This window comes from Rhizobacter sp. (assembly GCF_035702065.1).
GTDB lineage: Bacteria > Pseudomonadota > Gammaproteobacteria > Burkholderiales > Burkholderiaceae_C > Rhizobacter.
Genome location: NZ_DASSRA010000169.1, coordinates 1 through 22,723, shown reverse-complemented (window position 1 = coordinate 22,723; position 22,723 = coordinate 1). Strand labels below are relative to the sequence as shown.

Sequence of the window (22,723 nt, the reverse complement as noted above, 5' to 3'; positions counted from 1 at the left end):
CATCTGACCGCCGGGCAACTGCCCCGAGCGGCCTACAGCGCCGGGAAGCGCTTGTCGAGCGCGGCCAGGAACTGGCTGAAGTCGATCGGCTTGGTCCAGTAGTCGGCAAACCCGGCAGCCGTGGCGCGTGCGATATCGGGTGGCATGGCGTTGGCCGACAGGGCGATGCATGGGATGTGCGCCGTGCCCGCCTGCTGCTTCAGGTGGCGCAGCACCTCGAAGCCGTCGATGTCGGGCAACTGGATGTCGACCAGGATCAGGTCGGGCTGCAAGGTGGCGGCCCGCGCCACGCCGGCCAGGCCGGTGCCCGCGGACTCCAGCACCAGGCCCGGGCGCATGCGGATCAGCTCTTCGACCAGCAGCACGTTGACCGCGTTGTCTTCGATGTAGAGCAGCGTGCCTTTGCGCCGGGGTGCGGTCGGCGCAGCGACGGGCGCCGTGGCCGCCGGGCCCGCCGCGGGTTGGGTGTGGTCGCTTGCGCGCGGCAGCCGCACCGCGAAGGTGGAGCCCCGCCCCGGCTGGCTGTTCACGGTCACCTCGCCCCGCATGTGGAGGGCAAGCGCCTTGACCACCGCCAGGCCGATGCCGGTGCCCTCGATGCCTTCGCGCTCCAGCCCCAGGCGGTTGAAGGGCTCGAACAGGTGCGCGAGCTGATCGGCCGTCATGCCGCGGCCGGTGTCCTGCACCTGGAAGCTCACGTCGGTGTCCGTGACCTGGCTCGACACCGTCACCTTGCCGTTCGGCTTGTTGTACTTGATGGCGTTGCTGAGCAGGTTGATCATCATCTGCCGCAGGCGGGTGCGGTCGCCCAGCAGCACGCCGTCGACGGCACCGGTCTGGATGGCGATGCCGTGGCTGCGCGCCAGCGAATCGACCAGCGGCAGGGCCTCGTGCAGCACCTCGGCCAGCGGCACCGGCTGCAGGTCGAGCTTGAGCTGGCCGCTCTCCAGGCTGGAGAGGTCGAGCACGTCGTCGATCAGCGCGAGCAGGTGTTCGCCGGCCGACTGGATGTGCGCGAGCTTGCCGCGCTGCTGCGGCAGCAGCGCGTCCTTGCCGATCATTAGCAGTTGCGCGAAGCCCAGCACCGCGTTGAGCGGCGTGCGCAACTCGTGGCTCATGCGCGAGAGGAACTCCGACTTGGCCCGGCTCTCGCGCAGCGCCAGCTCGCGTTCGCGCCGGCTGACTTCGGCGTTCTTGGCCTCGGTGACGTCCCAGTTGACGCCGATGCGCCGGCTCGCGCGGCCGTGCTCGTCGGGCGCAGGGGTGGAGCGCGAGGCGAGCCAGCGCACCGTGCCGTCGGGCCACACCACGCGGAACTCGTAGGCGGTGGGGCCGGTGTTGTGCGCCGCCTCGCGCAGCTCGCGCTTGACCGCCTCCACGTCGTCGGGGTGCGTCATGGCCAGGCGCTGCACGGCGTCGAGCGCCTGCGCCTGCGGCTCCATGCCCCGCAGGCGGAACATGGCTTCGTCCCACACCGCCTCACCGGTGCTCACATCCCATTCCCAGGTACCCATGCCTACGCTGCGCGCGGCCAGCGCCACGCGTTCGTTCACGCTGCGCAGTGCTGCTTCGGCGCGCACGCGTTCGGTCACGTCGAGCGTGACGCCGAAGACCATCAGCACGCCATCGCGCATCTCGCGCCGCGCACGGTTGACCAGCCAGCGCACTTCGCCATTGGGGCGGACGATGCGGCACTCGTGCTCGACCGACATGGTCTCGGCCGAGACCTCGGCGCGGGCGCTCAGGATCGCCGCGCGGTCATCTGGGTGGACGATCTGGTAGATCCATTCGTCGCGTGTCGGGCCCCCCAGGAACGCTGGGCGCCCGGTGATCTTGAACATCTCCTCGTTCCAGGTCGCGCGGGGGTTGTCCGGGTCGCGGCTCCACACGCCCACGCCGGCGGATCGGACGGCGATCTCCAGGCGCTTGGCCATCTCGCTGGCTTCGCGCAGCTTCTCGACCTGCGTGCTCACGTCGAGCCCGACGCCGATGAACTCGATGGGCGTGCCGTTCTCGTCGCGGTGGACCATGCGCCGCGTGAGCACGTAGACCCAACGGCCGTCGGTGCGGCGGTAGCGGGCTTCCATGTCCACCGGCTCGTTGGTGTGCAGCGAGCGCTCGGCAGTTTCGAGCACGTGCGGCATGTCGTCCGGGTGGATGTAGGAGCGGACTTCGTCGAGCGACAACCCCTCTTCGCGTGGCTCCAGGCCGAGGATCTTGTAGGCGTGGTCGTTGTAGAAGAAGCGGTTGAGCTTGAGGTCGTGCCGCCAGATCGCGATGTTGCCCAGCTCCACCGCGATCTTGAGCTGCGCGTTGGCTTTGTTGAAGGCGTCGGCGAGCTGGTAGGCCTCGGTGTCGTCGACCAGCAGGCCGATGACCCGTTCGGGAACGCCTAGCGGCGAGTTCTTCACCTCCCAGCGCGAGTGCACGCGGCGCACGCTGCCATCGGGACGCAGGATGCGGTAGCGGTGCTCGTAGACCCCGGCTTGGCGGGTGGAGGCGTGGTAGGCCTCGGAGACGCCGTCGGCCGGGTGGATGCGCTGCGCCGCCACGTCGAAGGCCGGCATGCCCTCGTGCGGCTGCATGTCGAAGAAGCGGAACATGTGGCGGTCCCAGTGGCCCACGCCATCGGGGATGCTGCGCTCCCACACGGCGAAGCGGCCGAACTCCTGCGTCATGTCGAGCAGCTCGGCCTTGTGGCGGGCCTCGTCGCGCAGTTGCCGTGTCTCGGTGATGTCTTGCAGGCTCAGCAGCAGGCGGGCGGGGCCCGCTTCGGGCAGGAGACGCGCGCTGGCCAGCGCGGTGCGCACCTCACCCGCGGCGTGGCGCCAGGGCAGCTCGATGCGATCGAAGGGCCGGCCTTCGCGCAAGGGCTGTTCGATGCGTTGCCAGGCACCGTTCGGGCCCAGCAGGGCCACCGCTTGGCGCCCCAGAACGTCAGCCGGGGCATGGCCGCTGATGCGGCTGAATGCGGCGTTGGCCCAGACGATGCCGCCCTGTCCATCGAGCAGCGCCACCAGGTCGGAGACCGCGTCCAGCGCCCCGACCCAGGCCGGCGCGGCCGTGGGCGATGGGTTAGGAGGCGGGTTCAGGGCCATGACGGGCCAGTCTAGCGGCCAGCCATGCCATTCGGGCAGGAACGAACCCTCGGCCTGCGTGAAGCGCTACGCGGCGGCGACCTGCAGCACCAGCTTGCCGAAGTTCTCGCCATTGAAGAGCTTGAGCAGGGTCTCGGGGAAGGCGTTGACGCCACCCGTGACCACGTCTTCCTTGCTCTTCATCTTGCCGGTCTTGAGGTAGCCCGCCATCTCTGCGATGGCCACCGGGTAGCGGTCGACGTAGTCGAACACCACCATGCCTTCCATGCGGGCCCGGTTGACCAGCAGCGACATGTAGTTGGCCGGGCCCTTGACCGCGGTGGTGTTGTTGTACTGGCTGATCGCGCCGCAAATGATGATGCGCGCGCCGCGGGTGATGCGAGTGAGCACGGTGTCGAGGATCTCACCGCCCACGTTGTCGAAGTAGATGTCCACCCCCTTGGGGCAGTGCTCGCGCAGGCCTTCCTTCACGCTGCCGGCCTTGTAGTCGATGCAGGCGTCGAAGCCGAGCTCGCGCACCACCCATTCGCACTTGGCGCTGCTGCCGGCGATGCCGACCACGCGCAGGCCCAGGATCTTGCCGAGCTGGCCCACGGTCTGGCCCACCGCGCCGGCGGCGCCGGATACGACCAGCGTCTCCCCGGCCTTGGGCTGGCCGATGTCCATCAGCCCGAAGTAGCCGGTCATGCCCGGCATGCCCAGCACATTGAGCCACTGCGTGGGTGTGCCCAGCCGGGTGTCAATCTTGGCCAGGCCGAGGCGCTTGAACTCGGCTTCGGCGATGGTGCAGTACTCCTGTACGCCCAGGCTGGCGTAGACGTGGTCGCCCACCGCGTAGCCCGCGTTCTTGGAAGCCACCACCACGCCGATGCCACCCGCGCGCATCACCTCGCCGATGCCCACCGGCGGGATGTAGCTCTTACCTTCGTTCATCCAGCCGCGCATGGCAGGGTCGAGCGAGAGGCTGAGCGTCTTCACCAGCACGCCGCCGGGGCCGGGCTCCTGCACCGCTTCGCTGGTGAAGCTCCAGTTGGCGCGGGTGGGCAGGCCCACCGGACGCTCGGCGAGGCGGACCTGGTGGTTGGTGGTGCTGGCGAGGGTGCTCATGGCGGTCTCCATCGGGGTGAATCGGCGCATCCTAGCGCCGGCGATGGCAGGGCTTTGTCGCCGACTTGTCAGCAGGTTCTCCGCGATTCGCGCAGGCAATAAAAAACGCGGCCAGAGGCCGCGTTTTGGTCTTGGCTTGGGCCAGGTCTTACAGCACGCGAATGTTCGCGGCTTGCAGACCCTTCTGGCCTTGCTTGACTTCGAATTCGACGCGCTGGTTTTCCAGCAGGGTCTTGAAGCCATTGCCTTGAATGTCACGGAAGTGGGCGAACAGGTCAGCGCCGCCCGCGTCTTGAGCGATGAAGCCGTAGCCCTTGCTCTCGTTGAACCACTTCACGGTACCGGTTTGGGTCGTCATGGACGATTCCTATCTTTCTTACTAAGTAATTCATGCGCAGCACATGCTCCGCATGCAGAGACACTCAAGAAACGTTTATTCGGGGGTTCTGACGGAACCGGACTGGAACCAGGCCGGCGTTCGAAAAGATCACTCGCAACCACTGTCTTGCGTATACCTGTAGGCTGACTATACATCAGCACCCTTGATTTCCTTTGATGAAGCTTTCTGTCCTTGATCAATCCGTCTCACTCCATGGCAGCACCGAAGACGCCGCCATCCGCGACACCCTGGCCTTGGCAGAACACGCCGAGTCGCTGGGCTACCACCGGTTCTGGCTGAGCGAGCACCACAGCCTGCCCACCATCGTGGGCAGCGCCCCGGAGATCCTGATGGCGGCGATTGCCGCGCGCACGCAGCGCATCCGCATCGGCAGCGCCGGTGTGATGCTTCCGCACTACGCCGCGCTCAAGGTGGCCGAGCAGTTCCGCGTGCTCGAGGCCCTGGCACCCGGGCGCATCGACCTGGGCGTGGGCCGGGCGCCAGGGGGAGACATGCGCACCGCGCAGGCGCTCAATCCGCATACCTACGGGTCGGCCGAGCATTTTCCCGAGCAGGTGCGCGACCTGCAGGCCTGGACGGCCGGCGAGCCGCACCGGGGTATCACGGCCCACCCGCGCGGGTCATTCGCGCCCGAGATCTGGGTGCTGGGCAGCTCCGACTACGGTGCCCAGCTGGCAGCGCACTTCGGCCTGCCTTACGCCTATGCCTACTTCTTTGTCGACGGCCAGGGTGTGGAGCAGGCGCTCGACCTGTACCGTCGCCTCTACCAGCCGAGCGCGCGGCACCCCCAGCCCCAGGCCACGGTCTGCGTGTGGGCGCTGGCCGCCGACACCGAGGAAGAGGCGCTGCACCACGCGCTGAGCCGCGAGCGCTGGCGTGTAGACCGCGGGCGCGGCGTGCTGGGGCCGCTGCAGTCGCCCGATGCCATCGCGGCGCGCGGCTTCTCGGTGGACGAGATGCGTGTGGTCGAACCGATGCGCCAGCGCGCCTTCGTCGGCAATGCGTCGCAGGTGGCCGGCAAGCTGCGCAAGCTGGCCACCGAGTTGGAGATGGACGAACTCGTGATCAACACCTGGGCCCACGACCCGCAGGTGCGGCGCCATTCCTACAGCCTGCTGGCGCGTGAATTCGGATTGGCGCAAACTCGCTGAAAACAACCATTGGCGGGGACGGCATGCGCACGATCGAGTTCGAACTGCGGGGCGACTACATCACCCTCGATGCCTTGCTCAAGGTGACGGGCCTGGCCAGCAGCGGCGGCGAAGGCAAGGCCATGGTGGCGGACGGCAAGGTCGAGGTTGATGGCCGACAGGAACTGCGCAAGGCGTGCAAGATCCGGGCGGGGCAGGTGGTCGGCGTACTGGGCGCGCGCATCCGCATTCATGCCCCCACGATGCCGGCGCCGCTTGGCGGCGAAGACCGGCCGCACGACCCGGACAGGTGACGGCGCGGGTGCGCTCAGCGCCTCAGAAGCGGTAGTTGAAGCCCACCGACAGCAGGTCGGTGTTGGGGTTGATGTCCAGCGCATTGAAGCGGTAGCGCTCGTACTCTGCGCGTAGCGCGGCATTGGGTGTCAGGTCGTACTGCACCCCCACGCCGAGTTTCCAGCTGGTTCCGCTGTCGTCGTGCGCGCCGTTGTCGAGCTGACCATAGAAGCCGCCTGCGCGAGCAAGGCCCGACCACTTCGGCGCGAAGGGCAGTGTGCCCACGGCGTCGAGGAATGCGCCATTGGCCTTGATCGATCCGACGCTGGAGTCGAACTTGCCGAGGTCGACGAGGCCGAGCTCCATCGAGAAGTAGGGCGAGAACTGGTAGCCGCCATACAGCTTGCCGCCGGTCTTGCGGGTGTCGAGGTCGAATGCGTCGCTGCCTTTCCACATCGACTGGCCGATGCTGCCGCCGACGTAGAGGCCGGTCCCCACAGGCTGAGATTGAGCGTGCGCGGCCGATGCGCAGACGCCTGCCAGACAGGCAATCAGGAGGTGGGCTTTCACTCGCATGGTTGTTGTTCCTTTCAAAGTCATCGAACCGAGCGCATGGTCGGCGAGAGCTTCGCAAAGCCACATCAGCCAAGAAGGCCCATGGGTGTCAGCGTGCGCAGTCTTGGCCTGTAGGACTGGGCTGACGGCACCGATGGCAGAAAGGGATCAGGGGCGGCGCGACCGCGCCTGCTCGCGCAGCATGAAGAGGTAGAGGCTCTCTACCTTCTCGCGCGCCCAAGGTGTCTTGCGCAGGAACTTGAGGCTCGACGCGATGCTGGGGTCGCTGGTGAAGCAGCGGATGCTGATCTGCTCGCCGAGACCGGCCCAGCCGAAGTACGCCACCAGCTCGTTGAGCATCTTCTCCAGGGTGACACCGTGGAGCGGGTTGCGTGGCTGTGCGGTCGTCATGGCGTGCCAGCGAGCCGGATGAGGCCGGGTTGCAGCCGGGCCAGTGCGTCCAGCAGATGCGGGTCGTCGCGCCCGAAGGCGAAGTCGGCGAACTCGAAGCCTGGCCCCACGGTGGCGCCGACGTACGCGAACGCGCCCAGCGGCTCAGCCGCCTGCCACCAGCCGGCGGGCACGATGTGGCGCGGCGAGGCGGTGGCGTTGGCCGGGCCCAGCTCGATCGCTTCGACCCGGTCGAGCGAAGGCGGCAGGCACCACAGCCGAAGTGGACCGCCTTCCAGCAGGTGCCAGGCTTCATCGGACAACACGCGGTGCCAGGCGCTGAACTCGCCGCGCTGGAGCAGGAAATCGATGCTCGTGAGCGCGCTGCGCTCGGGCCGTCCGCCGGCCGGGGTCACGCGGGTGCCGGCTCGAAAGATCTCGCGGTAGTGCCCGCCTTCCGGGTGAGGCTGGAGATTCAGCAGCTCGATGAGTTCGGCGGCGCGCATCTCAGCCCACGTACAACAGCACGCAGAGGTAGTGGCACGCGGTGCCGGCCAGCACGAACAGGTGCCAGATGCCGTGGGCATGGCGCCAGCGTTCGTCGTTGGCGTAGAACACGATGCCGGCGGTATAGAGCAGCCCGCCTGCCACCAGCCACGCAAGGCCGCCACCGGGCAGCTCGCGGAGGATCGGCACAGCCGCTACCACCGCCAGCCAGCCCATCGCCAGGTACAGCGGCACCGAGGGCACGCGCTCGCGGCCGATGGCGAGCTCCTTCACGATGCCGATCAGGGCCAAACCCCACACCGTGCCGAACAGCGCCCAGCCCCAGGGGCCGCGCAAGGTGACGAGCGTGAAAGGTGTGTACGTGCCAGCGATCAGCAGGTAGATCGCGCAGTGGTCGAACTTGACCAGCACCTTCTTCGCCGCGCCGCGAATGCTGTGGTACAGCGTGGAGGCACCGTACAGCACGACCATCGTGGCCGCAAAGATGCTGGAACTCACCACCTGCCAGGCGTCGCCCTGCAGGGCCGATTGCACGATGAGCACCGTGCCGCCCGCCATGGCGAGCATCAGGCCGGCCAGGTGGGTGAAGCTGTTGAAACGTTCTCCGTGGTACATGAAGAAAGACTCCGGTCGAATTCGGGTGATTGTCTGTTGCTGGGCCTGCGGCAATCTACCGCAAGGCTGGCATCATCCCCGGCATGACCACCCTTTTGCCGCCTCCGTTCATCGCACCGACCGAACTCGCCGCCAGGTTGCGCCGCAGCGGCCATGCCGCCATCAGCGCCGCAGACCTGGGCCGCTACATCGGTGGCGAGGTGTCGGCCTTGCGTGCTCTGGAGCCGAGCTGGGACGACCTGCCGCCCGATGCCTACCTGCGCGATGGCGGCCGCTACCGGCGGCGGCGCCACTCGTGCTTCGTGGTCGACACCGGGCAGCTCGTGCAGGTGCCGCACCGCGCCCACTGGCAGCCGGTGGAATACAACGCCTTGCATGGCGGCCTGGAGCGCTGGTTCGAACCGATGAAGGCTGACGTTGTGTCTGCGCCGGTCTGGACGCAGCTGCTGACGGCGCTCAGCACCACCTGCTCCGCCGTGAAGGGCGAACAGCCCTGGTACGTGGAGGCGCACCAGTTCCGCATCGACACCACCGACGGCATTGGCCGCCCCACACCCGAGGGTGCGCACCGCGACGGGGTCGACTTCGTGGCGGTGATCCTCGTCAACCGCGTGGGCGTGAAGGGCGGCGAGACGCGTGTGTTCGAAGCCGCCGGGCCGAACGGCATTCGCTTCACCTTGACCGACCCGTGGAGCACGCTGTTGCTCGACGACGAGCGCGTGATCCACGAGAGCACGCCGATCCAGCCGGTGGCAGAAGGCGGGCACCGCGACACCCTGGTGCTCACCTTCCGGGCGCGGGGCTTTCAAGGCCCCGCCTAGCAACAGCGTTGATCAGGTGGGGCGGGCCGAGCGCCGGGCCGCCATCGGCCAGAGGCCGATGGCCTTCCGCAGGCACAAACAGTCCGCAGGGACTGTTTGTGTCCGGCTCCAGCTCGCCAAGCCGGCCCGCAATCCCCTTGGGGGATCGGTCGGCGTAACCGCCGACCGAGGGGGCCGGCATCACTTGCCGATGGTGGTTTGCAGAAACAGCACCGTCGCGTAGAACTGGTAGTCGGCGTTCTCCTTGCGCGCGAAACCGTGGCCTTCGTTCTCGGCGCGCAGGTACCAAACCGGCGTGCCGTTGCTGCGCGCTTTGGCGACGATTTGCTCGGCCTCGGTGTAGGGCACGCGCGGGTCGTTCTTGCCTTGCACCACGAAGAGCGGCTTGGTGATGCGGCCGGCGTTGGTGAGCGGCGAGATCTTCTCCAGGAAGGCGCGCATGGCCGGGGTGCGCTCGTCGCCGTATTCCACGCGGCGCAGGTCGCGCCGGTAGCTCTCCGTGTTCTGCAGGAAGGTGACGAAGTTGGAGATGCCCACCACGTCGATGGAGCCTGCGATGCGGTCGGCGTAATGCGTGCTCACCGCCAGGCTCATGTAGCCGCCATAGCTGCCGCCGCTCACGATCACCTTCGATGCGTCAAGCTCCGGCTGGGTGGCGATCCAGTCGAGCAGGGCGCCGATGTCCTTCACCGAGTCTTCGCGCTTCATGCCATCGTCGAGCGAGAGGAAGCTCTTGCCGAAACCCGATGAGCCACGCACGTTGGGCTGGATGAGGGCCATGCCCAGCTCGTTGATGTAGTAGTTGTAGCGGCCCATGAAGCCCACCGTGGCCTGCGCTTCGGGGCCGCCGTGGATCAGCACCATCACCGGCCGTTTGCCGGTGAACTGCGCGGGCGGCAGGTTCATCAGGCCCGAGATGCTGCGGCCGTCGAAGCTTTTCCAGCGCACGATGCTCTGGTCCTGGAAGGCCTTCATGTCGACGCCGGGTGCCGCGTAGGGCTGCGTCCACGGCACGGGCTGGCCGCCCACTTCCAGGCTGAAGAGCTGGCTCGGCCCCTGCGCGCTGTTGAGCGAGAAGGCCAGCTCGCCGGTGCGGCGGTGGAAGCTCGCGCTGCCCACGCTGCCGGGCGGGGTGACGGGCTGGCGCAGCTCCTTGAGCGTCTTGCCGTCGAAGAGGCGCAGCTCGTCCTTGCCCTCGACGTTGAACTGCGCGGCGATGATGCGGCCGTCTTCGGTGGTCGCCACGCTGCTCACGTCCCATCGGATGTGCGAGCTCATGCGGGTGAGCAGCTTGTTGGCGAAGCGGTAGGCCATCAGCTCGCGGAACTCGCCCGCGCGGTCGCTGATCACCAGCAGGCCGTTGTTGCCCTGCGTGAACTCACCGGCGAAATAGGTGGCGCGCTCGCGGCTGCCCGGTGCAGGCAACACCTGCGTGGCTCGGCCCGAGGCGATGTCGAGCACCCACACCTGCGACTCGGTGGCCGAGATGTAGCGCGTGAGCGCGACGCGCTTGTCGTCCGAGGAGATGCCGCCGGCGTACCAGCCACCGCCGTCGAGCTCGGCGACCTTGCGCGCGGCTTCGGGCTTGAGCGGGTTCATCAGGCGGAAGGTGGTGGTCACCTTGGCGCGCGTGCCGCTTTGCGCCGTCTTGTCCAGCGGCAGCGAGGCGGTGAGCAGCACGCTGCTGCGGTGCAGCCAGCCCTGCAGGTTGTGGCGCTCGGCCGGGTCGGTGATCAGCGCGGCCTGCTTGGTGTCGAGGTCGAGCCGGTAGAGCTGGTCGGCCTCGCTGCCGCCGCTGCTGCGTTCGAAGACCGCGTACTTGCCTTCGCGCGGCTCGTAGCTGGCCGTGGTGACCGGGTCGGCCGAGTCGGTGAGCTGCTCCAGCACGCCGCCGGGCTCGGTGAGGCGGAACAGCTGGTTGGTATTCGCGCCGCCCTTGCGGTGTGAGACCAGCATCTCGCGGCGCTGCGGGTGCCAGTCGGCAAAGCCGTGGCCGCGGAAGTCGGTGTACTTGGCCACCTGGTCGACCAGGCTGGCGGGGATGGGCGGGATGCCTTGCACCATCAGGTTGGCGTTGGGCGCCACCACGGCAGTGGCCGGGGCCGCGGTGGGAGCGGCCGGCGGCTGACTGCCGCAGGCCACGAGCGCGAAGACGGAGGCAAGCGCGTATTTCTTCATCCAAAGGTTCCCGATCTGCGATGAGTGGGCATTGTGGCGCGGCCGATAATCCCCATGTGTGGGTTTTCCGCTGAGGCACCAGGTGCCGCTTTTCATGCAACGAATCTTGTCTTTCCTGCTGCGCCTGGTTCTCTTGGCCATGGGGCTGGTGTTCGCGGCCTCGCTGCTGGTGGCCGGTGTGGTGTTCAGCCTGGTGCTGGTCGTGTGGAGCCTGCTGCGCGGCAAGCGCCCGCGTGTGGTGCGCTTTCGTGTCGACCCGCGTTCGCCCTTTGGCGGCATGCGGACCGAGCCGCGCGGCGAGGTGGTCGACATCGAAGCTCGTGTCGTTCCAGAGGCGCCGCAACAACTGAAACGCGACGAGCGTTGACCGTGCGCGCGGCGCGTGCCAGACTTCGCGCCTTCCCATCCACCCACTTCAAGGAGACAACTCAATGACGCACGCTGACATTGCCCTCCTGTGGGTCGCCGCTCGGGCCGCTTGAGCCGCCAAAGCCGCCGCATCGTCCTCTCCCTCCCCGAGATCTGACGTTCCCGCTGTGGCGCACTCTGCGCCGCGGTTGACCTGCTTCCTCCCCTTCGTGGCCTTGCGCTCGCGCGCAGGCGTTCGCATGGCTTTGCGCCATGCATTCCTGACGATGGAAGACAGATCTCACCATGATCGAAATGGATGTCGAGCGCTTGCGCTCGGTAGGTTTGACCCCCGCGATGGCCCTGGTGGCCATCTGTTCGCAACCCGTTCCCGAGTCCGACGACGAAGAGGCGCATGCTTCGCCGCGCCGCCTCGTGCGCGTGACCGAGGTGCACCGAGAGACGCTGCAGGTGCACGATGGCCTGCATGAGCTCAGTGTGCGCGTGCTGCCGCGCCTGGCGCGCATGCTCGCCGAACGCGACACCGCGGTCGCCGTCGGCGACTGGGTGGTGCTGGTGCACGACGCCCATGGCCAGCCCTGGGTGCAAGAGCGCATTGCGCCGCTCTCGCACATCGCGCGGCGCGACGCCGATGGCCGCCGCCACCCGGTGGTGAGCAACGTCGACACGGCGCTGCTCGTGATGGGTCTGGACGACGACTTCAACCCGCGCCGGCTGGAGCGCTTCCTGGCACTGGTGCAAGGCCAGGGCGTGACGCCGGTGGTGGTGCTGACCAAGGCCGACACCGTGGAGCCTGAGGCGGTGCAGCGCGCGATCGCGGAGTTGCGCTCGCGCCTCTCTGCGCAGGTCGACGTGGTGGCCGTCAACGGCATGGCCCCGCAGACGACACGTGTGCTCGACGGCTACCTCGCGCCGGGCCAGACGCTGGTCCTGCTCGGTTCCTCAGGGGCAGGTAAATCGACGCTCACCAACGCGTTGATTGGCGCGGCCGTGCAAGACACCGGTGCCGTGCGCGAGCACGACAGCCGCGGCAAGCACACCACCACCTCGCGCTCGCTGCACCGCTTGCCCGGCGGCGCCTGCGTGATCGACACGCCGGGGCTGCGCACGCTGCGGCCCGACGCCGACGAGAGCACGCTGGCGGTGAGCTTCGACGACATCGCCACGCTGTCCGGCCAGTGCCGCTTCCGCGACTGCCGCCATGGCGACGAGCCTGGCTGCGCGGTGCGCGAGGGCGTGTCGCCCGACCGGCTGCGCAACTACCAGAAGCTGTTGCGCGAGGTGCGGCGCGACACGCTCACAGTGCTGGAGCGGCAGCAGCAGGTGGCCGAATGGAAGGCGCGCGGGCGTGGCGCCCATCAGCGCCTCAAGATGAAGCGCGGCGAAGCCTGAGCCCGCGCAGCGAGGCTCCCCTCCAGCAACGCCCCGAACCCGGGTTTCCCGGGATCAGGGGTGGCGCCCCTCGGGGGCAGGAGCGTAGCGACTGGGGGGCTCTTTCTTCGTGGTCTTGTGCAGGTACATGCGCGCGTCGGCGTGCATCAACAACTGCGAGCCGGAGTTGATCTCCGAGCCGAAGGCCACGCCGTAGCTGATGCCGCAGTCGGGGAAGCCGGCTTCGTGCAGCTTGCGCTCCACCAGGTGCAGCGTGTGGCGGGCGAGGTCTTCCTGGCTGCGGTCGCCCAGCACGGCGAACTCGTCGCCGCCGAGGCGGAAGACGCTCATGCCGTCGCTCTTGAGCACGCTGATCTGTTGCGCGAACTCGCGCAACAGGCCGTCGCCGTGGGCATGGCCGTGCTTGTCGTTGATTTGCTTGAGGCCGTCGAGGTCGATCATCACCAGCATGGTCCGGCCCGGTGCGTCGGCATCGGCGGCGCTGGTGGTCATGGCGCTCAGCGCACGGTCGAAGGCATGGCGGTTGCCGATGCCGGTGAGCGAATCGGTGCTGGCCTGGGTGAGGGCGTCGTTCAGGCGCTTGAGGTATTCGTCTTTCTCGCGGCCGAGCAGGCGGATCTTGTCGGCCAGCGCGAAGGCGAGCAGCACCGCGTCGGTGGTGGCGCCGAGCAGGGTGAAGAGCTCGATGTTGCGCATCACGCTCGGCACCAGCCCGAAGTTGGCCGGCAGGATCAGGATGGCCGGCAGCAGCAGGGCGAAGAAGGCGGCCAGGAAGTAGCGCGCCGGCAGGAAGCCCTGGCCGAGGCGGATCATCCCGGAGACGAGCGCCACCGTCAGCGTGACCGAGATCACCGCCGTGGCCAGCAGGTGGGCGTATGCGACGGACAAGAAGCAGACCGGTGTCAGCGCCAAGGTCGCGAACATGTTGCCCTTGGCCACCCACGCCAGCCGGGGCGCATGCTCCTTGAGGCGCAGGAACTCCAGGAAGAACATGGTGTTGAACACCGCGCCCAAAAAGAAGGCCACGTAATGCCAGCTCAGGGCCCGCCAGCCCAGCCAGTCGGAACCGACGTGCAGCGTCATCCCCCACGAGGCGGTGGCCGTGAGCAGGTACAGCGCGTAGTACAGCATCGCGCGGTCGCGCACGCCGAAGTAGACGAACAGGTTGTAGAGCGCCAGCGTGAGCATCGCGCCCAGGGCGCACAGCGTCATCACGTTCTCGGACGCCACCGTCTTGCGGTAGTTGGCCTGGCTGGCCACGTAGACGCTCGGGTAGCGCGCGAAGTAGCGGCTTTCGATGCGCAACAGGATCTGCGCTTGCGTGCCTGGCTGCAGCTCGACGTTGCCGCCGTAGTGCAGCATGTAGCTGCCGCTGGTGCTGTAGCCGGTGATGAACGACTGCACCGGCTGGCCCGGCGTGTAGACGCGCACCTCGATGCGCTCCATCAGTGTGCCGGTGGGGTCGACGACCCAGCGCGTTTGCAGGGTGTCGTTCTGCACCGTGGCGTAGAACCAGTAGCTGCCGCCGAAGAGGCTCACGCGCTCCACCGGCTTCTGCTTGGAGAGCCACGCGGGCAGGTCGGCGGCAGAGGGGGGCGGTGCTTCGTCGAGCGCCTGGTAGAACTGGCCGCGGTTGGCGATCTCGGTCTCGGCGTCGGCATTGAGCGACACCGCCGGCTGCGCCGCGGCCATGCTGCCGTGCAGGCTTGCGCCCAGCAGCACCAGCAGTGGCAACCAGAGCGCAGCAAAAGACCAGCGGGGAACCAAGCGCGACATCGCGGCCGTCAACTCCGTTGAGAGGGTGCGAACGCAAATGTAACTAGAAGTAGTTCCATCGACGCTGAGCGTCTTCGCTCGCACATGCGGCAAATGTCACACATCCTCAGACGTCTTTCTCGCCGGCGATCACCTCCGGGTACCCGCATATCGCCCGCGAGGCCTGCATGCCGGCCATCACCGCGGCCTCCACGCAGCCGGCGTTGATGCCGGTCTTGATCCAGTCGCCGGTGACGTAGAAGTTGGAAAAGCCGGTGCCATCGGCGGCCAGCCGGTACTGCGTGCTGTTGACGACCGAGAGCACGTAGCGCTCCGACGGGTCGACGTTGGCGCGCCAGTACTGGCTGTCGAAGCGCTTCTCGCCGGCGCCGCCGCTCATGTCGATGAGGCAGCTCCAGTCGAAGTCGTTCACCGTGGACACGGCCGGCCACAGCGCGTGGATGTGGTGCTTGAGCTGCTCGATGGCCGCCTGCTTCACCTGTGCCGCCATGCGCGCCGGGAAGCCGTGGTCGCTGAAGGGCGGGTAGTCGGTGATCGGCAGCGCGCTGCAGAAGTAGGAGACGTTCTTGGGTTCGAACTGGGGCGGCCAGGCTTCGCGGATCAGCGTCTGGTCCATCGGGCCCCAGGTGTCGAAGGGCTCGCTGAAGGCGGTGAGCACGGGCTCTTCGTGGTCGCGGCCGAAGTCTTGCCAGCCCAGCTGCGGCACGGTCTTGTTCAGCCAGACCTGGTAGGCCTGAGTGGCGGCGGTCTTTACATACTTCGCGGAGTTCTGCAGCGCCGTGCTGCGCGCCACCAGCTGCGGGCACAGCTGGGCCAGGCCGTCGGCCGAGATGCCGAACACCACCTTGTCGAAGTCGACGCCGCGCTTGAGCGTGAGGGTGGGCAGCGGCTTGCCGAACTTCTTCTGGTAGAGCGCGGGCCAGTCGGTCCAGTTGGATTCGAGGTTGACCTTGCCGCTTTGCAGCAGCGCTGCCTGGGCGGGGTCGAGCTGTTCGTACAGCGGCTGGTTCGGCCAGCATTCCAGGCCCTTCACCGGGCGGGTGGGAATGTAGTCATCACCTGCCAGCTTCACCTGCTGGGTGATGCGGATCTCGCTCACGGTGTTGCTGGTGGCGTCGGGCACCAGTTCCTCGACCTTGTGGAAGAACTTGAACTTGACGCCGCGCCTCTTGAGCGCCTCGTAGAAGGGCGTGAAGACGGTGTCGCCCATGCCGGCCTGCATCTTCCACATGATGCCGCCCTGGTAGCCGCAGCTCATGCGGAAGATGCCGCGCAGCATGGTGCCGGCTTCGATGTTGGGGCGGTCGAAGTCGCCGTCTTCGTAGGCGAACACCAGGTCGTAGAGGCCCCGGATGGGTGCCGAATAGACGCTGATCTTCTCGTTGGCGCCGTGGCGGATCAGCCAGGCGTAGAGGTCTTCGTCGTTGATGACGTCGAAGCCGTGCACGAACACGCCGTCTTCGAGCATGCCGATCAGCGAGGTGACGGCGAGGTCGATGCAGATGTACAGGCGGCGCAGGTCGTCGGCCACGCTGTCGTCTTCGGCGCGGGCGCCATAGCGCGCCTTCAGCGCGGCGCGCACGCCCTTGAGCGCGCTGGCCTGCAGGGCATGGTCGTGGCTGTCCTGACCGTCGAGGCCGGGCAGGCTCTGCGCGAAGGAGAGGGCGGCGTCGAAGACGCTGTGCACGTCGGAGACGATGGTTTCCACGGTGCGCTCGATGCGCGTGGCGATCGACTCCAGCCAGCCGTCGTGTTCGACCTCGGCCACCGCCACCGTGGTGGTGGTGACGGTGGTGGCGCCGTGCTTGCTGTCGAGCTCGCCGAGCCACATCTTGACCCACTCGTACATGGTGAGGGCGATGTCCCACAAGCTCACGTCTTCATCGCCGCTGCCGGGCACGCCGGGCATCTCGGGCGTGTCGATCAGCCACTGGCGCCAGCTGTCGTCGATCAGCTCGCTGAGCGCGAACGAATGCTGCGGCTTGAACGCGTCCCGCCAGGTGGCCAGCGGCGCGCCGGGCGGGCGGTCGAGTTCGCCGTAGGCCTTCTGGATGGTCTTGAACGCGTTCTGATAGAAGCCGAACCAGATGTGCAGGCCGTGCTCTTCGATGCGCTCGCCGATGGCTGCATTGCGCCCGCTTGCGCCCTTGCCGCCCAGGCGCCAACCCAGCTGGTAGACGGTGATGTCGTACTCGTTCTGCCAGCCCGGTTGGTCGGTGAGCCAGAAGGCGGTGGTCATGGCGGCCACGCCACCGCCCAGGATGGCGATCTTCTGCGGCGCGACCTGCGAGTTGTCATGGATCTCCTCGCCCGGCGTCACCTCGAAGTCGAAGCTCAGGTGGAAGGGCAGGATGCCCGGTTGGGCGCCCAGTTGCAGCCCCAGCGTCTCGTTGAGCGGGAAGCTCGCGAACTTGTGCAGCGTGACCTCGTAGTCGTCTTCATAGACCTCCACGCCGTGCACGGCCGTCACGAGGGCCGGCGCGGCCACGATGGCCTGGTACACCGCCTTGACGCCCGAGGCGTCGGGGAACTGCTTCAGGAAGATCTGCTCGCAGCCCGGGTGGCGCAGCATGCCGGCGATCTGCGCCCAGGCTTCCTTGTCCATCTCGAGCGTGGCCGGCAGGTTGGCGGCGATGAGCTCGATGGCCTCCTCGATCAGCTCGAGAAAGCCGCCGACCTTGCGCACGCCGTGGCGGTTGGTGGTGGCCGCCACCTCGATCAGTGGGTGCGTCTGCAGCTTGGAGTCGGGCGAGAAGGGCTCGAAGCCCTTGGCCGCGAGCGAGAAGTAGCGCGCCGGCTCGCCGGGGGCGGGCATGCTGTATTCGCACAGGTACTTGGGGTAGCCGAACAGCTCGCGCCCATTGATGAGCGCCATCGCGTCGTCCACGAAGATGTGGCACGGGTAGAAGAACACGCGGCTGATGCCGGTCTCGCCCTTCTTGATCTGGCCCACCATCACCCAGGTGATGATGTCGAGCTCCTCGCCCCAGCCCTTGGCCTGGTCGCTCGGCCAGGTGGAGAAGGCCTTGTGCACCTTGGTGAAGGTGAGCATCACGAAGGGCGAGAACACCTGGAAGCGCATCTCGCCGCCGGCGCAAGCGGTGAGCGTGGAGTCGACGGTGGCCTGCAGCTTCGCCAGGTCGCCCTTGACGAAGAAGCCGTACATCTCGGAGTCCTTGAGCTGCAGCGGCGGGTGCATCAGCGGCGAGCCGCCCGGATAGAGGAAGTCTGGGCGGATCGTCTTCGATGCGGTCATGGTGCTTGTTGTGGGCCAGTCGAGGTGCGCGAAGTATCTTCGCGGCCTTGTGTTGACGCGCTCGTGAAAACCCGAGCGAAGACGCACCCTCAGTGCACTTCAGTCAGTCGTTCACGCTTTGCCAAGGCGGGGAAGAGTTTCATCCACAACGCCGCCACTGCCAAGGTGCCGATGCCACCCAGCAACACCGAGCCCACCGGTCCGAGCAGCGCCGCGGTGGCACCCGACTCGAACTCGCCCAGCTGGTTGGAGGCGCCGATGAAGATCGAGTTGACTGCCGACACCCGCCCTCGCATGGCGTCGGGCGTTTCCAGTTGCACCAGCGACTGGCGGATCACCACGCTCACCATGTCGGCCGCTCCACTCACCCAGAGGGCCAGCAGCGAGAGCACGAAGAGGGTCGACAGCGCAAAGGCCAGCGTCGCCACGCCGTAGATGGCCACGGCGCCCAGCATCACCTTGCCCACACGCCGCGTGATCGGCCAGCGCGTGAGCACCGCCGACATGCACAGCGCACCAACAGCGGGCGCGGCGCGCAGCAGACCCAGGCCCCAGGGCCCGACGTGCAGCACATCCTTGGCGAACATGGGCAGCAGAGCGGTGGCGCCGCCCAGCAGCACCGCGAAGAGATCGAGCGAGATTGCACCCAGCACCACCGGCCGCTGCCAGATGAAGCGAAAGCCCGCCAGCACCGTGGCCAGCGACACCGGCTCCTTGGGCGGCGGCACGTGCGGGTGGCCGATGCGCAGGAAGAGCACGCCGCCGACCACGAAGGCGGCCGCGCACACCGCGTACACCACGTTGGCGCCGGCCACGTAGATGAAGCCGCCCAGCGCCGGGCCACCAATGATGGCCGCTTGCATGCCGGCCGAGCTGAAGGCCAGGGCGCGCGGCAGCACGGCGCCAGGCACCAGCGAGGGCACCAGCGCCTGTTGGGCCGGCATCTGGAAGGCCTTGGCCGTACCCAGGGCGACCGACAGGGCCAGCAGCAGCCAGCGGCTGACCCAGTGGCCTTGGGTCGCCAGCATCAGCACCAGCGCGATGGCCATTTGTGCGGCCATGCATGCGGCCAGGATGCGCGTGCGGTCGTGCCGGTCGGCCACATGGCCAGCCACCAGCGTGAGCAGCAGGGCGGGGAGGAACTGCAGCAGGCCCACCAGGCCCAGGTCCCAGGCGCTGCCAGTCAGTTCGTACATCTGCCAGCCCACGGCCACCATCAGCATCTGGTTGCCAATGGTGCCGGCGACGCGCGCGTACCAGAAGCGCATGAAGGCCTGCAGGCCGAAGAGGCTCACGGCCGGGCCAGCGGAGACAGTGTCTGTCATGGTGGGCAGTTGCAGCCCTTGTCGAAGATGATCTTCCAGCTGCCGTTGGGTTCACGGCGCCACACGGAGGTGAAGCTGGCGACGGCCTTGCCGCTCGGGTCGAACACGGGGCCGGTTGTCATGGCGAGGCTGCCGTTGTTGAGCACTTCGACCTTCTCGGGCTTCCAGGAGAAGGGGGCGTCGGGGGTGGCGTAGAAGCGCTTCCACCAGTCGGCGACGGCGGTCTTGCCGCGCAAGGGCGTGGGGCCGGAGAAGAAGACGGTGTCGTCGGCCAGGAAGCTCGTGAAGCCTGCGTGATCGCGCTTGGCCATGGTGGCGGCGAAAGCGGTTTCGGTGTCGCTGACCTGGCGTTGAAGGGTGGCGAGGTCGGGGCGGGGTGGTGTGCTGCAGGCTGACAAGGCGGTGGCGATCAGCAGAGCTGCCAGGGGGCGGAGAAGGCGCATCGGGGGCTCCGTCTTTGGAGGTGGGGGACGATGGTACGTGGTGGCTTCTTTGCGTGCAGGCCTCGTGCCTGCATTCGCATGAGGTGCTCGTTCACTGCGTGAGGCCGCCCACTCCAGCGCGGCCTCGCTTCGCGTTGGCGCGGGGTCAGAAGGGCACTGGGCTTTCGAATCGCATGGCCTGGCCTGATACGGGGTGTGCCAGCTCCAGCTGCCGTGCATGCAACAGCAGCCGGGGTGCCCGGTCTCGAACTTCTTTCGGCGCATACAAGCCATCGCCCAGGATCGGGTGGCCCAAGGCCAGCAGGTGCACGCGCAGCTGGTGCGAACGCCCTGTCAGCGGCTCCAGCTCGACGCGTGTCGTTCCTGCCGCGCGCTCCATCACGCGAAAGCGCGTGATCGAAGGCTTGCCCTCCATGAGGTCGACCTTCTGCAGCGGCCGGTTCGGCCAGTCGGCGATCAAGGGCAGGTCGATCGTGCCTTCGTCCTCGGCCATGCGGCCCGCCACCACCGCCTCGTAGCGCTTGCCCACCTCCCGCTGCGCGAACGCCTCGCTGAGCTGCCGCTGCATGGCCTTGCCGCGCGCAAAGAGCAGCAGGCCCGAGGTCGCCATGTCGAGGCGGTGCACCACCAGCGCGTCGGGGGCGATGGCCAGCACGCGCGAGGCCATGCAGTCCAGCAAGCCCTCCGCGCGTCCCGGGACCGAGGGCAGGCCGGCGGGCTTGTCGACGACGAGCAGGCTGTCGTCGAGGTGGATCACGTGGGGAGAAGCCGTCATCGCTGCGCCGGCGCAGCGCTCAAGGCCTTGCGCGAGCTGCCTTCGCCCTCACGGCAGTGCATCAGGCCGGCCTTGCCGGCAAGCATGTTGCCGTTGGCGGGGTTGATGAACTGGCCGTCGAGTTCGCGCACCTGGATGGCGTGGCCGAAGGTGGGGAGCGTGCACAGCGCCAGCGCGAGCAGGGTTCTTGGCATGCGGCGATGTTAGGGCGGCAACGGTTCGGGCAAGAAAGGCGAGGGGAGCACATCGCACTCCACGCGATCACGGCCATTCGCCTTGGCGCGGTACATGGCCCGGTCGGCGCGCTCGATGGCCGTCTGCACCGCCTCGAAGGGACCCACACGCACCAGGCCAGCCGAGAAGGTGATGCGCATCTCGGGCGCGACGCTGCTGAAGTCGGCACCGCGCACGCCATCGCGCACGCGTTGCAGAGCCGCGCGGGCCTGTTCGAGCGAGGTGATCGGGAACAGCACCACGAACTCTTCGCCGCCCCAGCGCCCCAGCACGTCGGCGCTGCGCAGGGATTGCTGGATGGCGTCGGCAAAGCGGCGCAGCACCTCGTCGCCCGCCGGGTGGCCGAAGGTGTCATTGACGACCTTGAAGAAGTCGATGTCGAGCAGGGCCAAGCACATGGGCGCGCCGCTGCGCTCGTGCTGTCTCTGCTGTGCGCGGATCAGTTCGGTGAGGTGGCGGCGGTTGTGCACCGCGGTCAGGTCGTCGCGTGTGGCGAGCTGCTTCACCTTGTCCAGCGCCAGGGCCAGTTCATGGCGCTGAGCGCGCAAGCGTGCGTGCATCTTGGCGACCAGGGTGGTCAGCCGCGCAATCAGCACCGCCACAAAGCCGGTGTACAGGAAGCCCACGACCTGCTCGCCCAAGGGGTAGCGCTCGGGTTGCCAGATGCTGCACAGCACCATGGTCGCTGCCAGCCCGAGCAGCGAGCCGGCCACGATCTGCCAGACGCGGCGCGGGCCCAGGCCGAACATGGCATAGACGACGTGGCAGGAGACGATGGTCAGCGTGGCGCCGCTCACCGGGCCGGCCACGGCGTAGGCGAGCCACATGAAGACGATGCCTGCCAACAACTGGCTGACGCCCAGGTGGCGGTCGCGTGGCGGCCCCAGGCCGTGCCGGATGCCCACATAGAGCGCGGCACTCACCAGCGCCATGCCGGCGAACAGCGCGATCGCGAGCGCGGCTGGCGTGTAACCCAGCATCACCTGCAGACCCACCACCCCGCAATAGACCACGTAGCTCAGGGTCGATGTGAGCCACAGGACCAGGTTGGGGCGCACCACCGGCTCGCGGGTGAGGATGCGGTCGGCCAGCGCGGCCAGAAACGGGGTCAGGCGCATCACGGGTTTTCGGCCGTTGCGCACGCGAACTTGACCCCTCTGCCCGGCCCCTTGCTCTGCCAGTGGTGAATACCAACTGGCCGAGCGGCTGGGCCGGCGGTATAAGTTTCGCCCCGCCTGCGATTGCGCCGAGCGGCTCCCTCCCCACACACAAAGCCAGGAGACATCGAATGAGTTCTCTCACGTCGCGCTGTTCTCTCATCCCCCGCACCGGCCGCACCACGGCCTGGCGATGGCGCAGCTGGGCGGGGGGCGCGCTGCTGGCGGTGCCCTTGTGGGCGGCGGCGGTGCCGGGCGTGCACGTGCGCTTCGACCTGGCCAGCCCGGCCACCAGCCCCTTCCCGAGCGACCGCTTCACCCGAGTCGACTGGGGGCAGAAGACCTTCAAGCGCGTCAACCTGCCCAAGCCCGACTGCACGGTGCGGCCGAGTGACTGCGCCGACATCGACGTGATCAACCAGCTCGACGGCTTCAACACGCAGCCGCGCATCACCATCCCCTTCAGCGGCGACATCGACCCCGCGAGCGTCACCAGCGACACCGTCTACCTCGTCAACCTGGGCGACACGCAGAGCGGTGCCGGCTTCGGCCAGCGCGTGGGCATCAACCAGGTGGTGTGGGATGGAGCGACGAAGACGCTGGCCGTTGAGTCCGACGCCCTGCTGGCCGAGCACTCGCGCTACGTGCTGGTGGTGACCACCGGCGTGCGCGATGCGCAGGGCCGGCCCATCGAAGCCGGTCCGTATGGCCGCTTCCGCCAGGAGTTCGCGCGCTCGCGCGACCGCGACGAAGCCGACTACGGCAAGGCGCTTTCCGACGGCAGCCACGTGAGCGGCGCGCCGCTCACGCGCATCGCCGCGTTGAGCCTCTTCACCACGCAGAGCACCACGGCCGACCTGGAGAAGATCCGTTCGCAGATCAAGCGTTCGCAGCCGGCGCC

Annotated in this window: 21 protein-coding genes; 6 read left to right on the top strand and 15 right to left on the bottom strand. The window is 67.8% G+C overall.

Going from position 1 to position 22,723, the window contains the following annotated elements:
• Nucleotides 1–32 precede the first annotated feature (32 nt).
• From VFL64_RS08115 to VFL64_RS08105, 3 genes are all read right to left on the bottom strand, one after another.
• Nucleotides 33–3,098, bottom strand: a complete 3,066-nt coding sequence (locus VFL64_RS08115) for a hybrid sensor histidine kinase/response regulator (RefSeq protein WP_489539870.1) — start codon at nucleotides 3,096–3,098, stop codon at nucleotides 33–35.
• A 66-nt stretch (nucleotides 3,099–3,164) separates the two neighbouring features.
• Complete coding sequence (locus VFL64_RS08110; protein WP_489539869.1) at nucleotides 3,165–4,205, bottom strand: NADP-dependent oxidoreductase; 1,041 nt, start codon at nucleotides 4,203–4,205, stop codon at nucleotides 3,165–3,167.
• A 148-nt stretch (nucleotides 4,206–4,353) separates the two neighbouring features.
• A complete protein-coding gene (locus tag VFL64_RS08105; protein WP_047511365.1) occupies nucleotides 4,354–4,563 on the bottom strand; it encodes a cold-shock protein in 210 nt (69 codons plus the stop codon).
• 197 nt (nucleotides 4,564–4,760) lie between these two features.
• Between VFL64_RS08105 and VFL64_RS08100 the strand changes: the two genes are divergently transcribed.
• On the top strand, nucleotides 4,761–5,756 hold the full coding sequence (locus VFL64_RS08100; protein WP_489539868.1) for an LLM class flavin-dependent oxidoreductase: 996 nt from the start codon (nucleotides 4,761–4,763) through the stop codon (nucleotides 5,754–5,756).
• A 23-nt stretch (nucleotides 5,757–5,779) separates the two neighbouring features.
• Complete coding sequence (locus VFL64_RS08095) at nucleotides 5,780–6,049, top strand: RNA-binding S4 domain-containing protein (RefSeq protein WP_489539867.1); 270 nt, start codon at nucleotides 5,780–5,782, stop codon at nucleotides 6,047–6,049.
• Nucleotides 6,050–6,071: 22 nt separating this feature from the next.
• Here VFL64_RS08095 and VFL64_RS08090 read toward each other — a convergent pair whose 3' ends face one another.
• The 4 genes from VFL64_RS08090 to trhA form a co-directional block, all read right to left on the bottom strand.
• Nucleotides 6,072–6,605, bottom strand: a complete 534-nt coding sequence (locus VFL64_RS08090; protein ID WP_489539866.1) for a porin family protein — start codon at nucleotides 6,603–6,605, stop codon at nucleotides 6,072–6,074.
• A 147-nt stretch (nucleotides 6,606–6,752) separates the two neighbouring features.
• Nucleotides 6,753–6,995: a VF530 family protein gene (locus VFL64_RS08085; RefSeq protein ID WP_489539865.1), complete on the bottom strand. Its 243-nt coding sequence runs from the start codon at nucleotides 6,993–6,995 to the stop codon at nucleotides 6,753–6,755.
• Nucleotides 6,992–7,480: a cupin domain-containing protein gene (locus VFL64_RS08080; protein WP_489539864.1), complete on the bottom strand. Its 489-nt coding sequence runs from the start codon at nucleotides 7,478–7,480 to the stop codon at nucleotides 6,992–6,994. Before VFL64_RS08080 ends, VFL64_RS08085 begins: the two co-directional genes overlap by 4 nt.
• A 1-nt stretch (nucleotide 7,481) precedes the next feature.
• Entirely contained in the window at nucleotides 7,482–8,096 is a 615-nt protein-coding gene (gene trhA, locus VFL64_RS08075; protein WP_489539863.1) for a PAQR family membrane homeostasis protein TrhA, read from the bottom strand.
• 83 nt (nucleotides 8,097–8,179) lie between these two features.
• On the opposite strand from trhA, the gene VFL64_RS08070 reads away from it, so the two are divergent.
• Complete coding sequence (locus tag VFL64_RS08070; protein WP_489539862.1) at nucleotides 8,180–8,917, top strand: 2OG-Fe dioxygenase family protein; 738 nt, start codon at nucleotides 8,180–8,182, stop codon at nucleotides 8,915–8,917.
• A gap of 180 nt (nucleotides 8,918–9,097) precedes the next feature.
• On the opposite strand, the gene VFL64_RS08065 is transcribed toward VFL64_RS08070, so the two are convergent.
• A complete protein-coding gene (locus tag VFL64_RS08065; protein WP_489539861.1) occupies nucleotides 9,098–11,095 on the bottom strand; it encodes a S9 family peptidase in 1,998 nt (665 codons plus the stop codon).
• A 94-nt stretch (nucleotides 11,096–11,189) separates the two neighbouring features.
• On the opposite strand from VFL64_RS08065, the gene VFL64_RS08060 reads away from it, so the two are divergent.
• Together VFL64_RS08060 and rsgA are read left to right on the top strand one after the other, a co-directional pair.
• Nucleotides 11,190–11,462, top strand: coding sequence for a hypothetical protein (locus tag VFL64_RS08060; protein ID WP_489539860.1), 273 nt, complete (start codon nucleotides 11,190–11,192; stop codon nucleotides 11,460–11,462).
• 287 nt (nucleotides 11,463–11,749) lie between these two features.
• The gene (gene rsgA / locus VFL64_RS08055) at nucleotides 11,750–12,856 is read left to right on the top strand and encodes a ribosome small subunit-dependent GTPase A (protein WP_489539859.1); all 1,107 of its coding nucleotides are present in this window, start codon (nucleotides 11,750–11,752) and stop codon (nucleotides 12,854–12,856) included.
• Nucleotides 12,857–12,910: 54 nt separating this feature from the next.
• Here rsgA and VFL64_RS08050 read toward each other — a convergent pair whose 3' ends face one another.
• The 7 genes from VFL64_RS08050 to VFL64_RS08020 all read right to left on the bottom strand — a co-directional run bounded on the left by VFL64_RS08050 (nucleotide 12,911) and on the right by VFL64_RS08020 (nucleotide 21,783).
• Nucleotides 12,911–14,632 carry a 7TM diverse intracellular signaling domain-containing protein gene (locus VFL64_RS08050; RefSeq protein ID WP_489539858.1) on the bottom strand — a complete coding sequence of 574 codons (1,722 nt, stop codon included), beginning with the start codon at nucleotides 14,630–14,632 and terminating at the stop codon, nucleotides 12,911–12,913.
• 106 nt (nucleotides 14,633–14,738) lie between these two features.
• A complete protein-coding gene (locus tag VFL64_RS08045) occupies nucleotides 14,739–17,888 on the bottom strand; it encodes an acetoacetate decarboxylase family protein (protein ID WP_489539857.1) in 3,150 nt (1,049 codons plus the stop codon).
• Between the two features lie 89 nt (nucleotides 17,889–17,977).
• Nucleotides 17,978–19,213, bottom strand: coding sequence for an MFS transporter (locus VFL64_RS08040; protein ID WP_489539856.1), 1,236 nt, complete (start codon nucleotides 19,211–19,213; stop codon nucleotides 17,978–17,980).
• Entirely contained in the window at nucleotides 19,210–19,656 is a 447-nt protein-coding gene (locus VFL64_RS08035) for a YybH family protein (protein ID WP_489539855.1), read from the bottom strand. The genes VFL64_RS08040 and VFL64_RS08035 overlap by 4 nt, the downstream gene beginning before the upstream one ends.
• 145 nt (nucleotides 19,657–19,801) lie before the next feature.
• Entirely contained in the window at nucleotides 19,802–20,431 is a 630-nt protein-coding gene (locus VFL64_RS08030) for an RluA family pseudouridine synthase (protein ID WP_489539854.1), read from the bottom strand.
• The gene (locus VFL64_RS08025) at nucleotides 20,428–20,625 is read right to left on the bottom strand and encodes a hypothetical protein (protein ID WP_489539853.1); all 198 of its coding nucleotides are present in this window, start codon (nucleotides 20,623–20,625) and stop codon (nucleotides 20,428–20,430) included. The genes VFL64_RS08030 and VFL64_RS08025 overlap by 4 nt, the downstream gene beginning before the upstream one ends.
• Nucleotides 20,626–20,634: 9 nt before the next feature.
• Nucleotides 20,635–21,783 (bottom strand): GGDEF domain-containing protein, encoded by a 1,149-nt coding sequence (locus VFL64_RS08020; protein WP_489539852.1) that lies wholly within the window; start codon nucleotides 21,781–21,783, stop codon nucleotides 20,635–20,637.
• Between the two features lie 170 nt (nucleotides 21,784–21,953).
• Between VFL64_RS08020 and VFL64_RS08015 the strand changes: the two genes are divergently transcribed.
• The coding region (locus tag VFL64_RS08015) for an Ig-like domain-containing domain (RefSeq protein WP_489539851.1) at nucleotides 21,954–22,723 on the top strand (770 nt) is incomplete at its 3' end.